Source organism: Methylomonas sp. Uni0011 (assembly GCF_056850255.1).
This window is the reverse complement of record NZ_JBVVNO010000002.1, coordinates 68,858-85,359: the sequence shown is the minus strand read 5'-3', so window position 1 is coordinate 85,359 and position 16,502 is coordinate 68,858. Positions and strand designations below refer to the sequence as shown.

The window sequence follows — 16,502 nt, the reverse complement described above, 5'->3', positions numbered from 1 at the left end:
TTAACATGCAAATTGATGACAACCCGGCGCAAGTCGCCTACATCCTTAAAGGCTTTCCGCGCACCTCGGAAACCTTTATCAGCAACGAAATCCATTTACTGGAAACCCTGGGACTCGCGCTGTCGATCTTTTCGATCAAACAGCTCGAAGGCCAAAAGCATCACGCCGTCGTCGACGCCATCCACGCGCCGGTGAATTATCTTCCGCAAGCTAGCGACTTGACCGGCCACAGTTTTTGGGCCTGGTTGAGCGAAAACCTGCCGAAATTCACGCAAAGCCACGGCCGGCTATTCCTGAAGAAGCCCATCAACTATTTAGGCGTGTTGCTGGAATGTTTTAGCATGAGCATCAAATACCGTAGCGGCTGGCGGGAGTGGCCGCGCACAGTCTTCATCAAGGAGTTTCTGCAAGCCGGTTATATCGCTGAATCGGTGTTACAGAACCCGGCCATTCGGCATCTCCACGCCCATTTCTGCCACGGCGCAACGACGATTGCGATGTTCGCCAGCCGCATCAGCGGCCTGCCGTTCAGCTTTACCGCCCATGCCAAGGATATTTATCTGCGCGAACTGAATCCAGGCGACTTGCTGCAAATCAAAATGCGCCGCGCAAAATTCGCCGTGACTTGCACCGGCGCCAATCAGGAACATCTTGACGCCTGCAAAGGCAGCGATATTGCCGTGCACCGGATTTATCATGGTCTGGATACCGATCTGTTTGTGCCGGAACCGCGCGAGCAATACGGGATTGAGCATATTCCAACCATTCTGTCGGTCGGCCGCTTAGTCGAGAAAAAAGGCTTCGATTATCTGGTCAAAGCCTGCGCGATTCTGCGCGATCGCGGCGTCAAATTTAATTGCCGCATCGTCGGCGGCGCGGATAAATACGCGCAAGTCATCAAACAACTCATCGCCGATCTTGATTTACAAGACATCGTTAGCCTGCCCGGCGCGGTGACCCAGGAGGAACTGCGCGGTATTTATCAGCAAGGCGATGTGTTCGCCTTGCCCTGTCTGGTGGTCGATAACGGCGACCGCGACGGCATTCCCAATGTCTTGGTCGAAGCGATGGCGATGGAAATGCCGGTGATCTCGACCGACATTTCCGGGATTCCGGAGTTGATTCAGGACCACATCAACGGTTTGTTGGTGCCGGAAAAAAATGCTCAAGCCATGGCGGACGCTATCCAAAGCTTATTAGACGATGAAGCCTTGCGTTTGCGTTTGGGTCAAGCCGCGCGGCAAACCGTCTGCCGGGATTTCAATTCCCGCCACACGACCATCGCCCTGAAGAAACTGTTCGACGCCTGCCTGGAAGGTCAAGCGGTGGAAGCCCATGTCTGCTGTGCTGAACACTCTTAAGTCCGATCCGCGCCTGCTGGCGCTGGCTGCTCCATACTGCAATATGACGCCGGTGGATTTGTTGGCGTATTTTCATGGTCGCAGGCAGATCCGCTATTTTTCGGTGATCGACGAAGAGCAAAACACCCCGGACAAACTGGACGGCATTTTGCGGAACCGCTTTGAATTCAATCACGAGCTTTATCAGCTTGATGATGACTTCGATTGGCTGCACAACCCTAGTTCCGATATCGAATGGCTGATTCTACTGCACAAGTTTTATTACGCGGTCGGTTTGGGCAGACGATTCCAGCAAACCGGCGACCGCCGCTACCGCGATAAATGGCAATCACTGACTCACAGTTGGATCGATAGTGTGCCGGTCGATGTTCTGTCCAGCGATGTCACCGGCCGCCGCGTGCAAAACTGGATTTTTGCCTACCGCTATTTTGTCTCGGCGGCCGCCGAATCCTTGATTGATGCGGAGTTTCACCTGGACTTTCTGGTCTCGCTGCAACAGCAGGTCGCCTATTTGTGCAACAACCTGACGCCAGCGCGCAATCATCGCACCCTGGAGCTATACGCGATTTTCCTGGCCGCAGTCGTGTTTCCTGAATTGCGCGGAGCTGATGAATGGCTGGTTTTTTCAATTGGCGAATTGCAACGCAATCTGCAAACCGATTTGCTGCCCGACGGCGTGCATTGCGAGTTATCGACCGATTATCACCATATCGTGTTGCGCAATTTCCTGGGCATTCGCCGTTTGGCGATGCTGAACAACATCGAGTTGCCGGCCGACATGGACGAGGCCATCAAAAAAGCCCTGAACTTTTGCCTGCATGCGCATAAACCCGACGGCTTTATCCCGGCGATCAGCGACGGCGACAGCGCCAATTTCCTGGAATTGCTGCGGCAAGGCCATGAGCTATATGACGATCCGGCGCTGCTTTACGTCGCCACTGCCGGTCAACAGGGCCAAGCGCCAGCGAAGTGTTCGAAAACCTTTGCAGACAGCTGCTACAGCATCTTGCGTAGTGGCTGGGGCGAGCAAGCCGACGCGTATGAAGACGAACGCTATCTGTTTTTCGATTGCGCGCCTTTAGGTGCCGGTAATCATGGTCATCTGGATTTACTCAATATCGAAGTGGCGGCTTACGGCCGCTCATTGATCGTCGATCCAGGCCGTTATACCTACGACGAATCCGGCGACACCAATTGGCGGGTGCTGTTTCGCGGTACCGGCTATCACAACACGGTGCAGGTGGACGGCAAAAACCAGACCTTTTATGCGCCGCACATTCGTAAATACAAGATTCAAGGCCCGGAACCGACGCGTGAATTTAAATGCGCGCTGCACCGGCCGGGTTTTGACTATCTGCACGGCATCGCCGCCAGCCATGAATATCCGGTGATTCACGAGCGCAAAATCATGTTCATTGCGGGCGAATACTGGCTGATCTGCGATATGCTGCGCGCCGAGCAAAACCACGATTACGAACTGCGCTTCCATCTGGATGCACTGGCAGAACAACACACGACGACACAGGTCGATGCGACCGGGTTAAGGGTCGATTCGCCGAATCTGATCATCCTGCAAGCGCCGCAACCGGCTACCCAATTGACGCTGGAGCCAGGCTTTGTTTCACCCAGCTACGGTTGCAAATACCCAGCGCCGGTCGTCAATTTTTCCGCGCATGCTGCCAATTATTGTTTTTTGACCGTGCTGTTTCCGTATCAATCGACGCCGCCGCAGCTTGCACTGGAACCATTACCGGTGAGCCAAAACGGTCAAGTGGTCGGCAGCTCCATCGCCAGCGCCGTGCGGATTCACAGCCGACTAGCCCAAAGAGAGACCTACGACGAGCTATTCCTGGCGCATCAGGCCGGTCTGACTTACCAGTTTGCGGACCTGCAAACCGATAGCGCGTTTTTATTCCGTCGCCAGGATAGTCGGGGGCAAGTCTTGGCCTGGCAAACCGAGTCGGCGGCGGCACAGCGTGGGTAAGCCATGAAACCTAGCTACCCCAGCACCGCTACATTGGCGTTTCTCGGCACGCAAAACCCGTTGGCAAGTTCATTGCCCGTGTTTTTGGTGCCCCCCTTCGCGGCAATGATGCCCGCCGAGCTGTTGACGCATTTTCGCCAGCGTGCTGTTACCAACTATTTCCCGCTAAAGCCTGGCAAAGCCAAACACGTTGCTAGTGCGCAGCCGATTCTGAACAACGAATTTACCCTGAATAACGAAACCCATCGCTTGGGTGACGCGTTGAATTGGCTGCATAACCCCAGTCCCGATCTGGAATGGCTGATACTGCTGCACAAGTTTTATTATTCCCGCGATCTGGCATTAGCTTACGACTACAGTGGCGACGAGGGTTATGCCAATAAATGGGTAGCCTTGGTTGGCTCGTGGATTGAGCAGGTGCCGGAAGGTTTTTTGAACAGCCAGGTGACCGGTCGCCGCTTGCAGCAATGGTTATTGGCTTACCATTACTTCGTGCCGGGTCGGCACTGCTCGGCGATTACCGCCGAGTTCTTGCTGGCTTTGTTGGGTTCGATTCAGTCGCAGGCTGTGTTTCTCAGCCACAATTTAACGCCGCAAGGCAATCACCGCACTATCGAGCTGTATGCGATTTTCGCGGTTGCCTTGGTGTTTCCGGAGTTAAGCCAATCCGCCGAGTTATTGGCCTTTGCCCAACACGAATTACTGGCCAATCTTCGCGAAGATTTTCTGGCCGACGGCGTACAAAAAGAGCTGTCCACCGACTATCACCATACGGTATTGAAGAACTTCCTGCGGATCCGCGAGCTGGCCGATTTGAATGGATTGGCGTTACCCGAGGCGTTCGGTGACGTGATCCGCAAAGCCCTGGAGTTTTCCATTCACGCCCACAAACCCGACGGCTGGCTACCGGCCATCAACGATGGCGATATCAATAGTTACCTGTCCTTGCTGCGCAAAGCCGAGCGCTACTATCCCAGCGACGCCTTGAATTACGTGCTTAGCCAAGGCCAACAAGGCAAGCCACCGGCGCAACGCTCGCGCCTGTTTGCCGACAGCGGCTACAGCATTCTGCGTAGCGACTGGACAGAGCTGCCTTATGCCAATGGTCGTTATCTGATTTTTGACTGCGGCCAGCTGGGCTTTGGCAGCCACGGCCATTATGATTTGTTGAGTTTCGAAATGGCCGCCTTCGGCCGTTCGTTGATCGTCGATCCGGGCCGTTATACCTACCACGAACATGACAGCGACGGCGTCAACTGGCGGCACGCCTTCAAAGGCACTGCCGCGCACAACACTGTCATGATCGATGGCATGGATCAAATGGCCTACCAGTGTCATGAACCGGTCGGCCCGCAACCGCGGGCTGCGGTATTAAGCTTTGAATCGAACCAAGGCTTTGATTTCGTGCATGGCCGCGCCTTGAGTCCACGTTATGAAGTGGAGCATCAGCGCGGCATTTTCTTTGCTGAAGCCGAATATTGGATTATCAGCGATCTGTTGCTTGCCACCGAAGCGCATCGTTACGAGCAATTTTTCCATTTGGCACCGGAAGCGCAGGGCCAAACCGAATGGCTGGAAGCCGAGCAAGGCCAAGGCATTCGGGCACCCAATCTGTTGATCGCGCAAGCGAGGCGTGCCGAGATTGAAACAAGTTTAAAAGCCGGCTGGGTGTCGCCGGAGTACGGCATCAAGCAACCCGCGCCTGTGGTGAGTTTTAGCCAGGAATGCATGGGTAGCGGCTGGTTTCAAACCGTTCTATATCCTTATAAAGAAAGCGCTCCGGCTTTGCGAGTGGAGGCTCTTTCAGTAACGAGTCTTGGTCAATCCGCGCCCGCTACGCAGGCTTTGGCGCTAAGCATCAATATTCAATCCAAAACCACGCGTTACCAGGATTATTTTTTCGTCGCCCATCAACCTGGCCCATCGCAGCACCGCTTTGCCGATGTCATCTGCCAGGCACAAGTTTTGTTCATTCGCCGCGATGCCGCAGGCGGCATCCTCAGCGTTCGAGCTTATGCGGCGGAATGGCTGGAAATTGGCGGACGCAAACTGCTGGACAGCATCGGCAAGCCGGTTTGCCTGAATTACGCCAAGGGCCAGCTACAAATCGATGCTATCGACGGAAGTGTGCCGGCATGAACCACGACCCACGTTTCCCGCAAATGGCCGACGCGCTGAATCCCGCCGTGATGGGGCCGTTGCTGAGCTGGATGCTGGACATGCCCGGCATTACACCCGGCCATGTTGAATGTTGCATCGGCGAAAAACGCCATAAACCCGGTAAAAGTCTGGTGATCGGTTACCGGCTTAAATCCCAATCGAACAAAGTTCTCCAATCGCGCTACGTGACCGGCCGCCTATGCCCACCTGGCTCAGAGAGTCGGGAGTTTGAATTGGCACGTAGCAAACGGCCGGATCTGGCGGCAGGCGCTCTGACGTTTTTGCATGAGCCGGCGATGCTGATTTGGGCGTTTCCATATGATCGCAAACTGGTTCATTTGCCGGGCCTGTTGGATGCGGAATCCATCAAAACCCGGATTGGCGCGCCGGATTTAACGGGGCAGGATCGGGTCCAGACTGTCGAATCCGACGTGCTGCATTATCTGGCTGAACGCTCCTGCATGATCCGCTACCGCGTGTCGCTGAGCGGATCTGATGAAACCCGCTTGTTGTATGCCAAAAATTACACCGACGATAGCGGCGGCGAGGTGTTCGCGGTGATGCGGCAACTAAGCAGCCAATTTAGTTGGGGCGCCAAGGCCCTGGCCTACGACGCACAAACCCGCACGCTCTGGCAATCGCACGTTCCCGGCACGACATTGTGCTGGGCAGATTTGCAAACAGCCGAGGGCCTGATCTTGGCCGAACGCATCGGCCAGTGCGCGGCGGCATTGCATGCCTGCAAAATCGATACCGCGCAGCGTTTCAGTCAAAGCGATGTCACCGAAGGCCTGCTGGCCACCGTTAGGCTTGCCGAACAAACCCGGCCGGAGCTGGCGGAACGCATCGAAAGTACGGTTGCAGGGTTGTTGGCGGAAGAACTTAATCTGCCAAAGCCAGCCCTGGCGACGCTACACCACGACCTAAAACTGAACAACTTTTTAGTCGATGGCGACAAGCTGGGCTTGATCGACCTGGATTGCGTCTGCCTGGGCGACCCGTTGACCGATTTGGCCAGTCTGATCGCCAACTTTTATCTGCACGGCCTGCGGGAAGGCGATGCGGTCGAGCAGGTACACCCGCTGGTGAATCGATTGCTTAGCGCTTACCGGACGCATAGCGTCCATGCCGTTTCATTGCCCGCCTTGCGTTGGCAGGTGGCCGCCGCGTTGATTCACGAAGTTACCCGCCGCAGCCTGCGGCAAATGGATGAGTTGCGTATCGCTCATATCCAAAGTTATCTGGCGCTCAGCGAAAGTTACTTGGCGCGCAGTAGACAGCCAACTGGAGCCGGCGATGCGCTCATTTGATCGCCCGTTACGCATTTATTTAGCCAGACACGGCCAAAGCGAGCTGAATCTTCAGCAACGCATCTCCGGTCAAGCCGACGCCCGGCTGTCGGCTAAAGGCCTGGAACAGGCCCAGGCCTTGGCTGATGTATTGAAACAGGAAAACTTGAGCGCGATTTATAGCAGCAGCCTGACGCGGGCCATACAGACGGCCAGCCCCGCCGCCGCAATTCACGGCCTGCCGATTCAAACACTGGATGATTTGCGGGAAATAGGCTTGGGTATTTTGGAAGGCCGCCATGTCGATGAGCGCGACCCGCAAGCCTGCCGGTTATGGGCCGCGCGAGCGCATGATAAAAACGGTTTCATGGTGCCCGGCGCCGAAGCTTATTCGGCTTTCACGAACCGAGTGCTGGGCAGTGTGGAGCAAATCTTGGCCAATAGCGGCGGTGCGATTCTGCTTGTCGGCCATCGCAATACCAACGAAGTGATATTGGCCCGGCTGCTGGGTAACGACTTTAGCGTTGAAGCCGAGATTAACGTCAAAAACAAATACCTATACGCCATCGATTGGCATGGCAAGCCGCAAGTGATGACGATTCGGCTGGGCGGCGAACACCACGGCCGACAATATCCAGGGCTGCGCACATGAGCAATCCACTGGCTCAATTTGCGCCCTTACTCGATGCCGAGCGGATGGCCGCAACCCTGCAACGGCATTTGCCCGAATGTCTGGCCGGCGACTGGCAGGTGACTGGCTGCGAGATTCAACATCCGCGCTATAAAACCTATCGTCTCGCCGAAAACCGCGAGCGCTCGTTTTTATCGCTGGTTTACCACTTGCAAGGCCGGCGTTTGCCATCCGCGATTGCCGAACAGCGCATACTCTACGCCCGCGCCTATTTGGGCCAACGCAGCCATCAGGCCTTTGTTGAAGCCCAAGCCAGCGGTGAAAAAGCCATTCATCTAGCCGAGCTGGGCATGGTTGGCTGGCGCTTTCCGAACGATCCGGCCATGCCCTGGCTGGCGCAACTGATGGATAACCGGCAGATTCCCGAGTTGGGCCAGCAGCCAGTGTTCGCTATCGAGATCGTCAATTACCGGCCGGAAATTCGCTGCACGGCGCGTTATCGATTCGCGGCCAGCAAAGCTGAGCCGGCGCGAATGGCTTACGGTAAAACTTACGCCGATGAGCGTGGGCGGACGGTTTACGACAATTTGCATGGGCTACAAAAGCAGTCCCAGTCAGACGCAGCCTTTATCATGCCTGAGGCCTTGGCGTATATCGCCGACCAGCATACTTTATGGTTGGAAGGCTTGCATGGCGAAGCTTTGGCGGAGCTGGATTTCGAAGTCAGTGTCGCAGATAAAATCCCGGCAATAACCAATGCACTTGTCGCATTTCACCAACTCACGCCACCGCCTCTGCCGGTCGTTACCTCGCAGCAACAGCTGCAAGAATGGCACAAGAAAGCGGATAAATTGAGCCACGCCTATCCCGCCATCCAGTCGGCGCTGACTTCCTTACTGGCCGAATTGAGCCAAAATCGCCCGGTGTTTGAAATACTGGGTTTGATTCACGGTGACTTTCATATCGATCAATTGCTGGTTTTGCCAGACGGCAGTTTAGCGCTCTTCGATTATGACGAATTAAGCATTGGCGACCCGTTGCAGGATTTAGCTAACTTCGCGGCGGATTTATACAATTATCCCTATCCCATTACTGCGATAGACCGATTGGTCCAGCAGCTGTTTGCCGACTATGCGTCTTTCGACCGAAATCAATCCGACCCACAGCGTTTTGCCTGGCACCTGCGCGGTCAATTACTGACCCGCGCTTACCGTACCTTCATCCAGCAAAAATCGGCCGCGCCGCAACGGGCTGCCGATTTTATTGCCCTGGCTTTGCGTCCCTGGCCGCTGGCCAACTGAATTCATCTGGAAAACCGCGTATGAACAACCAAATTCAAGCAACAAGCCGCTTCAAGCAGATCGTGTTTGCACATCTGCGCCGGGTGCGAGGCAGTATTTTTGCCGCTATTGTCTGTATTCTCGGTTCCACGCTGACCAGCCTGATCGTGCCTTGGCCGCTGAAGCTGATCTTCGATCATGTGCTTTTGAATCACCCGTTGCCGGCTCAGTTGGCAGCGGCGCAACCGCTGCTGTATGGCGGTAGCGAACAAGCGTTGTGGATTCTCTGTGGCAGCATGGTGGTGATTGCGTTGTTCAAGGGTGTGTTTTCCTATTACCAACTATTTCTGACCTCGCGCATCGGTTACTTGCTGGTCTACACCTTGCGTAGCGAATTGTTCGACCATCTGCAACGCCTGTCGCTGGCGTTTCACAGCAGTACGCCGTCCGGCGAGTTATTGAACAAACTCACCAGCGATACCAACACCTTAAAGGACGTTTACGCCGACTCGGCCTTGACCTTTACCACCCATGTGCTGACCGTTCTGGGCATGTTCGCGATCATGTTCAGCCTGAGCGTGAAACTGAGCCTGATCGTGCTGGCCAGTTTTCCGGTGTTGTGTTTTGCGATCGTGATGATATATCGCCGGGTGAAACGCTCGGCGCGCAAGCAACGCCGTAACGAAGGCCGCTTGGCATCGCGGGTCAGCGAACTCTTGAACGCGGTGCCGCTGGTGCAAACCTACGGCATGGAAGATTACGAGCGCGAGCGCTTTGATGCCGAAAGCAGCCAATCGATGACCGAAAGCGTGCGTACCGCGCGCATCGAAGCCGGGGCGACGCGGATGATCGAAATCATCAGCGCCATCGGTACCGGCATCGTGGTGCTGTTCGGCTGCCTGCAAGTGTTTGCCGGGGTACTGACGCCGGGCGACGTGCTGGTATTTAGCTCGTATATCGCCCAAATGTATCAGCCGATTCGGCAAATCACCCGCCTGTCCACCCGTTTTTCCAAGGCCAGTGTCAGTATCGAACGCATCAGCGAAATTCTCGATACCGAGCCGGATATTCAAGATCCGCCCGATGCATTGCTGCCGAAGGGTTTGCGCGGCGAGATCGAATTCAGCCATGTGTATTTTGGTTATCCGACCGGCAAACCTATCCTGCGGGATATTTCCTTTCACATTCAACCGGGTGAGCGGGTGGCTTTGGTCGGCGCTTCCGGGGCCGGTAAATCGACCATCGCCCGCTTGCTGATCCGCCTTTACGATCCGCAACAGGGTGCGGTGCGTATCGATGGCATCGAGGTGGGACGCTACCAACGCGCCGGCTTACGCCGGGAAATCGGCGTTGTGTTGCAGGATTCGATTCTGTTCGGCACCAGCATTCGCGAAAATATCGGCTACGGCAGCCCGGATGCCACGCTGGAAGACATCGAAGCCGCCGCGCGCCTGGTGCATGCTGACGATTTTATCCGCAATTTGCCAGATGGATACGACACGGTCTTGGGCGAAAGCGGCGGCAATCTATCCGGCGGTCAAAAGCAACGCCTGTGCCTGGCGCGGGCCTTATTGCGCAAATCCTCGATTCTGATTCTGGACGAACCGACCTCGGCGGTGGATGCCCAGTCGCAAGCACTGATCCGCGACGCCATCGACAATCTGCACGGCGGCAAAACCGTGCTGGTGATCGCCCATCAGTTTCACACCATTCGCAATTTCGACCGGATCTTAGTGTTGAAGCAAGGCGTGATTGTCGAGCAAGGCAGCCACGAGGCCTTGATGCAGATCGGCGGGCATTATCACGAACTGTATAAACTCCAACACGGGTTGCGTGCCGCATGAACCAACACAAACCGCGATTACTTTTGTATTGTCAGCACTCTCTGGGTATGGGCCACTGGGTTAGAGCCATGACCTTGGCGAATGCCTTGAGCCGTGAATTTCGGGTAACCTTCTTGAACGGTGGCCGTGCCCCCGACCATCAGGCCGACACAGCCGATCTCGATATGCTGAATCTGCCGCCGCTGGGTATGGGCGAAGACCATCGGTTATACAGCCAGGACGACCGTTACAGCGTCAAAGAATCATTGGCGATGCGCCGGCAGTTAATACTGGATACCTATGCGTTGCTCAGGCCGGAAGTGGTGTTAATCGAACTGTTCCCATTCGGCCGCAAGAAACTGGCTGGGGAGTTGTTGCCTTTGTTAAAAGCTGCGCGCCGCGATACCCAAGCCAAGCCGCTAGTGCTGTGCAGTTTGCGCGACATCATGGTCAACGCCCGCAAGGATCAAAGCCGGCATGATGAACGCGCCCGCTGGATTACCGACCGTTATTTCGACGGACTGTTGGTACACGCCGATCCGCGTTTCGCTCGCCTGGAAGACAGCTTCCGCCCGCGCCATCCACTGAAGACCCCGTTACTGTACACCGGCTTTGTAGCCCCAGGCCGCATCCCCGCCGCGGTAAAGCCGCCTCGGCGCGGCGTGTTGGTATCGGCCGGCGGCGGCATGGTTGGCGCGGCCTTGTTTCAAGCGGCGGTTCAGGCTCATGCTATCAATTGGGCAAAAGAAAAGTTACCGATGACCATCGTCGCCGGCCCTTTTTTACCGGAAGCGGATTGGCAGGCATTATCGGCGCAAGTCAAAGGCATGGACGGTCTGACCTTGCTGCGCTCGGTGCCGGCGATGCAACCTCTGTTGGCGGCGCACAGCCTGTCGGTCAGCCAATGCGGCTACAACACGGTGATGGATATTCTCGAATCTCGCACACCGGCTCTGGTTGTGCCGTTTGTGCGCGGCCAGGAAGACGAGCAAAGCCAGCGGGCGCAAAAATTAGCGCAATTGGGTCTGGTGAAAGACCTGAATCCGGCGGAACTGACGGGCCCGCGTTTGGCTGAGCAGATCTTGCAATTAAGGGATTTTTCGCCCAATCCCGCCGGCTTGGATTTGGCCGGCGCGGACCATACCGTGCGCCTGATTCAGGAATTACTGACAAGCAAACACGATGCAAACGCAGAATCTCAGCCAGAGGAGTATGCCCATGCCTGCTGATTGGCTCAGACCTGTCCGTATGGCATTGGATGCCCGAGAGCATGCCGTTGAGATTTTCTTTCGTGACGACGATGCCGGTTGGGATGATGGGCGACTGTTCGACCTACTCGACTGCTTTCACGCCTTCGAGCTACCGCTCGATCTAGCCGTGATTCCGCAGGCCACCACTCAGAAGCTCGCCGAAACACTTCTGGCGCGATGGGAAACAGCACCTGCGATGTTGGGTTTGCATCAACATGGCTTTAGCCACGTTAACCATGAAACCCAAGGACGTAAATGCGAGTTTGGTGAGAGCCGCAGCGACCACCGGCAATACCGAGATTTAAAAACCGGCAAACTACAGCTAGCGCAATTGCTGGCTCCGGCGCTGGACCGGATTTTCACGCCGCCCTGGAACCGTTGCAGCCAAGCCACGGCCGACAGCTTGGTTAGACTGGGCTTTCAAGCCCTGTCGCGCAACCGCGGCGCGGCGCCACTCCATACCGGGACATTGCGGGAAATTCCGGTAGCTATCGACTGGTGCGGGATAAGAATCAAATCCGTTCAGCCCTGGGTTGCGCTTGGCCAAGCCATAGCAGATGTTTTGCATCTGGAGCATCCGGAACCACTGGGGATTATGCTGCACCACGCAGTGATGGACGTAGACGACCTTGAGCATCTGCAAGCCTTATTAAAACTGTTGCGTGAACATCCCCATACACATTGCCGCTTGATGCGCGAATTTTTATGCGACCCAAATGCGGTTGATGCTCCGGCGTCTGCGTTCCCGCTCGAGTCCCAGGCTTTGCTGACCGCTATGCGGTCATACCCCAATTAACCATACCGCTGTTTCGCCTTTCGTTCATGAGCTTTAATTCATTCATACTAAAAACCGGAAAAACGGCAATACTGGCAGGCAGCGCCTTGCTGAGTTTATCCGTACTTGCAGAGACCACTAACGGGCCGGTCGTGAGCAAACCCAAACCCAATGACAATGCCTTTCGCCAGGACAATGGCGACGGTGTCAGAAAAGAGCCTTTGCGTATCAACCCAGGCGACAAACGGCCGGCCGACCAGTTTAAGGTCGATGTATTCGGCCACCCGTTGACCATCGGCGGTGCCTACGAGCTGGAGCCACGCTACGTCGAAGACCGGCGGCTGGACCCGCGCCGCGACGATGATGTGGCCAATGTCTATCAAGACCTGAAGCTGGAGCTGTTTTATCAGTGGTCTAGGTCTTTGTCTTTTTTTGTGCAGTCCGATGTTTACTACGACCCGGAGGTCTATACCGAAAGTGGGCTGGATCAATACGAAGCCGGCATTAAACTGACCCAGGCCTGGCTGTTCATCCATCAAATCTTCGATTCTGAATATAGTCTGCAAGTCGGCCGGCAGCGCATCGCCGATAAGCGCCAGTGGTGGTGGAACGACGAACTGGATGCGGCGCGGATTTATTATGGCGAGGATACGCTGTTCGCCGAATTGGCGATTGCCAAGGAATTGGGTTCGAAACAGTCGGATCAGGATTTCATCGATCCAGTCAGCGACCGGGTAGTACGTTTGATGGGCGACGTGGTTTGGCAATGGGACCCGAAGCAAAACTTGTCCTTGTTTTTTCTGAGCCAATTCGACAATTCGGACAATCAAAATCCCGGTGACTTGATAAGACCCAATCGCAAAGATGCCAGTGACGGCGATTTAAATTGGTTCGGCGGCAGGGCGATGGGTAAATTCAAAATAGAGCATGTCGGCAAAATCGGCTATTGGTTGGATTCGGCATTTGTATTCGGTGAAGAGACCACCCAGACCTTTACCGACATCAATAGCAACGTCTCCCGGGTCAGATCGCAAACGCCGCGGCACGTCGCAGCCTGGGGCATGGACGCCGGCATCACCTGGTACAGCAATCTGTTCCTGGAACCTTACCTGACCTTGGGTTATGCCTATGGCTCCGGCGATGCCAATCCTAACGACGGCACCGACAGCAGTTATCGGCAATCAGGGATACACAACAATAAAATCAAATTGTCCGGCAGCCAGCGCTTTCGTTATTACGGCGAGCTGTTTCGGCCGGAATTGGCGAATCTGAACATCATGACCGCCGCGTTGGGCTTTCCAATCTCCGAGCAAAGCTCCATCGACTTGCTCTACCACCACTATGAACAGGCCACGCCGTCGTCGGTGATTCGCGATTCGCGGATTCGTGCAACGCCCAACGGCAGAAGCGGCACGCTGGGAGACGAGTTCGATTTGGTATTGTCCCTGGACGAATGGAAGCATTTGCAGGTGCAATTTGCCGGTTCGGTATTTATGGCAGGCCCGGCTTTTGGTGCGTTGGAAGGTAATAATTCCTTTCAACTTGACCTGACATTCAAATACAGCTTTTAAGGGCTTGCTTGTCATGCATTCTAAGCGCCGTAAAATCCTGTTTTATTGCCAGAGTCTGGTCGGTTTGGGGCATCTGACCAGCAGCCTGTTGGTCATCCGCGAGTTGTCGACTTATGCCGATGTCGATTTGATCCACGGCGGACAAGGCCTGCAACAAATGCCGGAATTGCCGGGATTTCGGCATTTACGTTTGCCTACGATTCTAATCGACAGTGCAACCGATGAACTTTATGCGCCTGATAGCGACAAGCCCATCGAAGTCGTCTGGGCCGAGCGCGCCGCGGCTATCGAGCAATTTGTAAACTGGCCTTACGATGCGGTGATGGTCGAGTTTTTCCCGTTCGGCCGGCGGCGCTTGAAAAAAGAGATTCTTGGCTTGTTTGCCAGCGTCAGACAGCGTTGCGGCGTGATACCGATTTTTTGCTTTGTTCGGGAGATACTGGTGCCGGCGCCACCGGAAGCTGAAAAACGCATAGTGAAATTGGTACAGGATCATATTCACACCATTTTCGTACGCGGCGATCAGGACATTGTGCGCTTTGAGGAAACCTTTAGCTTGACGGCCGAAATTGCTGATCGCTTGGTATATGTAGGCTACGTTAGTCCGCCACCTCCGGCAAGTCGGCTAGAACGAAGAAACCGAATCGTCGTTAGTCAGGGCGGCGGTGAAATTGGCAAGACCCTGCTGCGTGCGGCGATCCGGACCGCGCCACTATTGCCGGATTACCACTTTCTCGTCGTTACCAGCGCCAGAGCCTCCTCAGCGGAAGTTGCCGAATTGCAAGCGCAGGTCAGTAGTGCGAATGTCGAGGTCGTCTCTTTTTTGCATAACTTTCAGGAAAATTTACAAACTGCGGCTTTGTCGATCAGCCTGGGTGGCGACAACACGCTGATGGATGTGATCAGCACCCGCACACCGGCACTGGCATATCCTTACGCTGGCAATAGCGAACAAGGCTTACGCATCGAGAAGCTGGCCAGCAAAGGCTTTGTGTTGCCCTTAACCGAAAACGATCTGGCGCCGGAACGGTTGAGTCAGAAAATCGGGGAAGCGCTAAACCAGACTTATCCGCAACAGGCGATTGCGATTGACGGCGCGGCCGAGCTTAGCCGGCGCGTGAGAACTATTCTGGCCGAATCAGCGTGACGCTTCAGCGGCCGAAGCAGTTTTGGCATCGAGCAGATTCGCGGTCGAGATATTGCTGCCCAGACGGCGTTTGATATCGGCGGCCTTCCAGTTGGGGTGGAGCTGCAGCAACAACGCGGCCATCCCGGCAACGTGGGGGGTCGAAAACGAACTGCCAGTCATGAAGTCGTAAGCCTGATGCGGAACTGTCGTCAATATATCCTGGCCGGGCGCGATCACTTGCGACGGTTGTTCGGTTTCGGTTTGACTGACTGCGATCACGCCTGGCGCATTCGCCGGAAAACCACCGACCTGGCCCTTACCCGGCACTGCCGCTACGATAACGATGCCTTTTGCGAGGGCTTTTTCGATCAGCTGACGCAGTAGATAATCCTCGGGACCGCTCAAGCTCAAGTTGATGATATGGCTATCCATCCGCATCGCCTGATTCAAGGCCAGCGCCAGTGTAAAGGTATTGCAATGCGCCGCGAGCGCGTTGGGTTTTTCCGGCCAGCACGCCCGAAACGCCAAAATGTCCGCTTCCGGCGCGATACCGGCAATACCGATGCCATTGTCGGGATGAGCCGCCAGCACACCGGCCACCGCCGTGCCGTGCACATCGGCGAGATTATGATCGATCGGCTCCGGCGCGGTGTTCTCCGAATATTGGATCTGGCCTTTCAAATCGGGATGGTCGCTATCGACGCCGGTATCGATCACTGCAATGCGTATCCCCTGCCCTGTAGTCACCTGGTGCAAATCGGCAATCCCTAGCGAATTAAAACCGGTTTGCAAGTGCAAATAGGGGTCGCTATAGGACGGTGCGGCCCGCGACTGTTTACCCAACACCTGAAAGCTCTGCATCCGTTGCACTGAAGACACATCCTGATCCTGCTGCAATTCGGTGATCGCCTGCTGCACCGGCAAATTGTCGGGCACTTCGTAGACCACGCAACTGACGCCCAGGGTCGTCACCGGCCATTGCGCGACAAACTGCAAATGGTGACGGTCGGCCAAGGCATGGGCAACATCTTCGCTCCAGCTTGAATTGCCATACTGGCCGCGCAAGCGGTAACCGTCCAGGGCATTGGCGGGCAGCGTCCGCTCAATCGTTCGGTCGGCAAAAGTCACCAATAACCGGCGTTCCTCGGGCGTGTTGCTGTCCCCAAGCCGGGACAAATCAGCGGTTGCTGCGCAACCGCCCAGCATCCAAAGTACAGCAAACAAAAGAGTCAAACGCGGGAGCTTCATC

The 16,502-nt window shown here is 55.5% G+C and carries 12 protein-coding genes; 11 read left to right on the top strand and 1 reads right to left on the bottom strand.

Annotated features, from left to right (window positions below; translation table 11 throughout):
• Positions 1-5 precede the first annotated feature (5 nt).
• The 11 genes from AC0IM9_RS03125 (at position 6) to AC0IM9_RS03075 (ending at position 15,271) form a co-directional block, all read left to right on the top strand.
• Positions 6-1,361, top strand: coding sequence for a glycosyltransferase family 4 protein (locus AC0IM9_RS03125; RefSeq protein WP_482803023.1), 1,356 nt, complete (start codon positions 6-8; stop codon positions 1,359-1,361).
• Positions 1,336-3,345: an alginate lyase family protein gene (locus tag AC0IM9_RS03120; protein WP_482803022.1), complete on the top strand. Its 2,010-nt coding sequence runs from the start codon at positions 1,336-1,338 to the stop codon at positions 3,343-3,345. The genes AC0IM9_RS03125 and AC0IM9_RS03120 overlap by 26 nt, the downstream gene beginning before the upstream one ends.
• 3 nt (positions 3,346-3,348) lie before the next feature.
• Positions 3,349-5,484 (top strand): alginate lyase family protein, encoded by a 2,136-nt coding sequence (locus AC0IM9_RS03115; protein ID WP_482803021.1) that lies wholly within the window; start codon positions 3,349-3,351, stop codon positions 5,482-5,484.
• A complete protein-coding gene (locus AC0IM9_RS03110; protein ID WP_482803020.1) occupies positions 5,481-6,815 on the top strand; it encodes an aminoglycoside phosphotransferase family protein in 1,335 nt (444 codons plus the stop codon). The genes AC0IM9_RS03115 and AC0IM9_RS03110 overlap by 4 nt, the downstream gene beginning before the upstream one ends.
• Positions 6,802-7,446, top strand: coding sequence for a histidine phosphatase family protein (locus tag AC0IM9_RS03105; RefSeq protein WP_482803019.1), 645 nt, complete (start codon positions 6,802-6,804; stop codon positions 7,444-7,446). Before AC0IM9_RS03110 ends, AC0IM9_RS03105 begins: the two co-directional genes overlap by 14 nt.
• Positions 7,443-8,726, top strand: coding sequence for an aminoglycoside phosphotransferase family protein (locus AC0IM9_RS03100; RefSeq protein ID WP_482803018.1), 1,284 nt, complete (start codon positions 7,443-7,445; stop codon positions 8,724-8,726). The genes AC0IM9_RS03105 and AC0IM9_RS03100 overlap by 4 nt, the downstream gene beginning before the upstream one ends.
• 20 nt (positions 8,727-8,746) lie before the next feature.
• Positions 8,747-10,549 carry an ABC transporter ATP-binding protein gene (locus AC0IM9_RS03095; RefSeq protein ID WP_482803017.1) on the top strand — a complete coding sequence of 601 codons (1,803 nt, stop codon included), beginning with the start codon at positions 8,747-8,749 and terminating at the stop codon, positions 10,547-10,549.
• A gap of 68 nt (positions 10,550-10,617) precedes the next feature.
• Positions 10,618-11,757, top strand: a complete 1,140-nt coding sequence (locus AC0IM9_RS03090) for a glycosyltransferase family protein (protein ID WP_482803016.1) — start codon at positions 10,618-10,620, stop codon at positions 11,755-11,757.
• Entirely contained in the window at positions 11,711-12,574 is an 864-nt protein-coding gene (locus AC0IM9_RS03085) for a polysaccharide deacetylase family protein (RefSeq protein WP_482803015.1), read from the top strand. Before AC0IM9_RS03090 ends, AC0IM9_RS03085 begins: the two co-directional genes overlap by 47 nt.
• A 131-nt stretch (positions 12,575-12,705) precedes the next feature.
• The gene (locus tag AC0IM9_RS03080; RefSeq protein ID WP_482803014.1) at positions 12,706-14,124 is read left to right on the top strand and encodes an alginate export family protein; all 1,419 of its coding nucleotides are present in this window, start codon (positions 12,706-12,708) and stop codon (positions 14,122-14,124) included.
• A gap of 13 nt (positions 14,125-14,137) precedes the next feature.
• Positions 14,138-15,271, top strand: coding sequence for a glycosyltransferase family protein (locus AC0IM9_RS03075; RefSeq protein WP_482803013.1), 1,134 nt, complete (start codon positions 14,138-14,140; stop codon positions 15,269-15,271).
• On the opposite strand, the gene AC0IM9_RS03070 is transcribed toward AC0IM9_RS03075, so the two are convergent.
• Positions 15,263-16,501 (bottom strand): S8 family peptidase, encoded by a 1,239-nt coding sequence (locus tag AC0IM9_RS03070; protein ID WP_482803012.1) that lies wholly within the window; start codon positions 16,499-16,501, stop codon positions 15,263-15,265. The genes AC0IM9_RS03075 and AC0IM9_RS03070 overlap by 9 nt on opposite strands.
• Position 16,502: the final 1 nt, after the last annotated feature.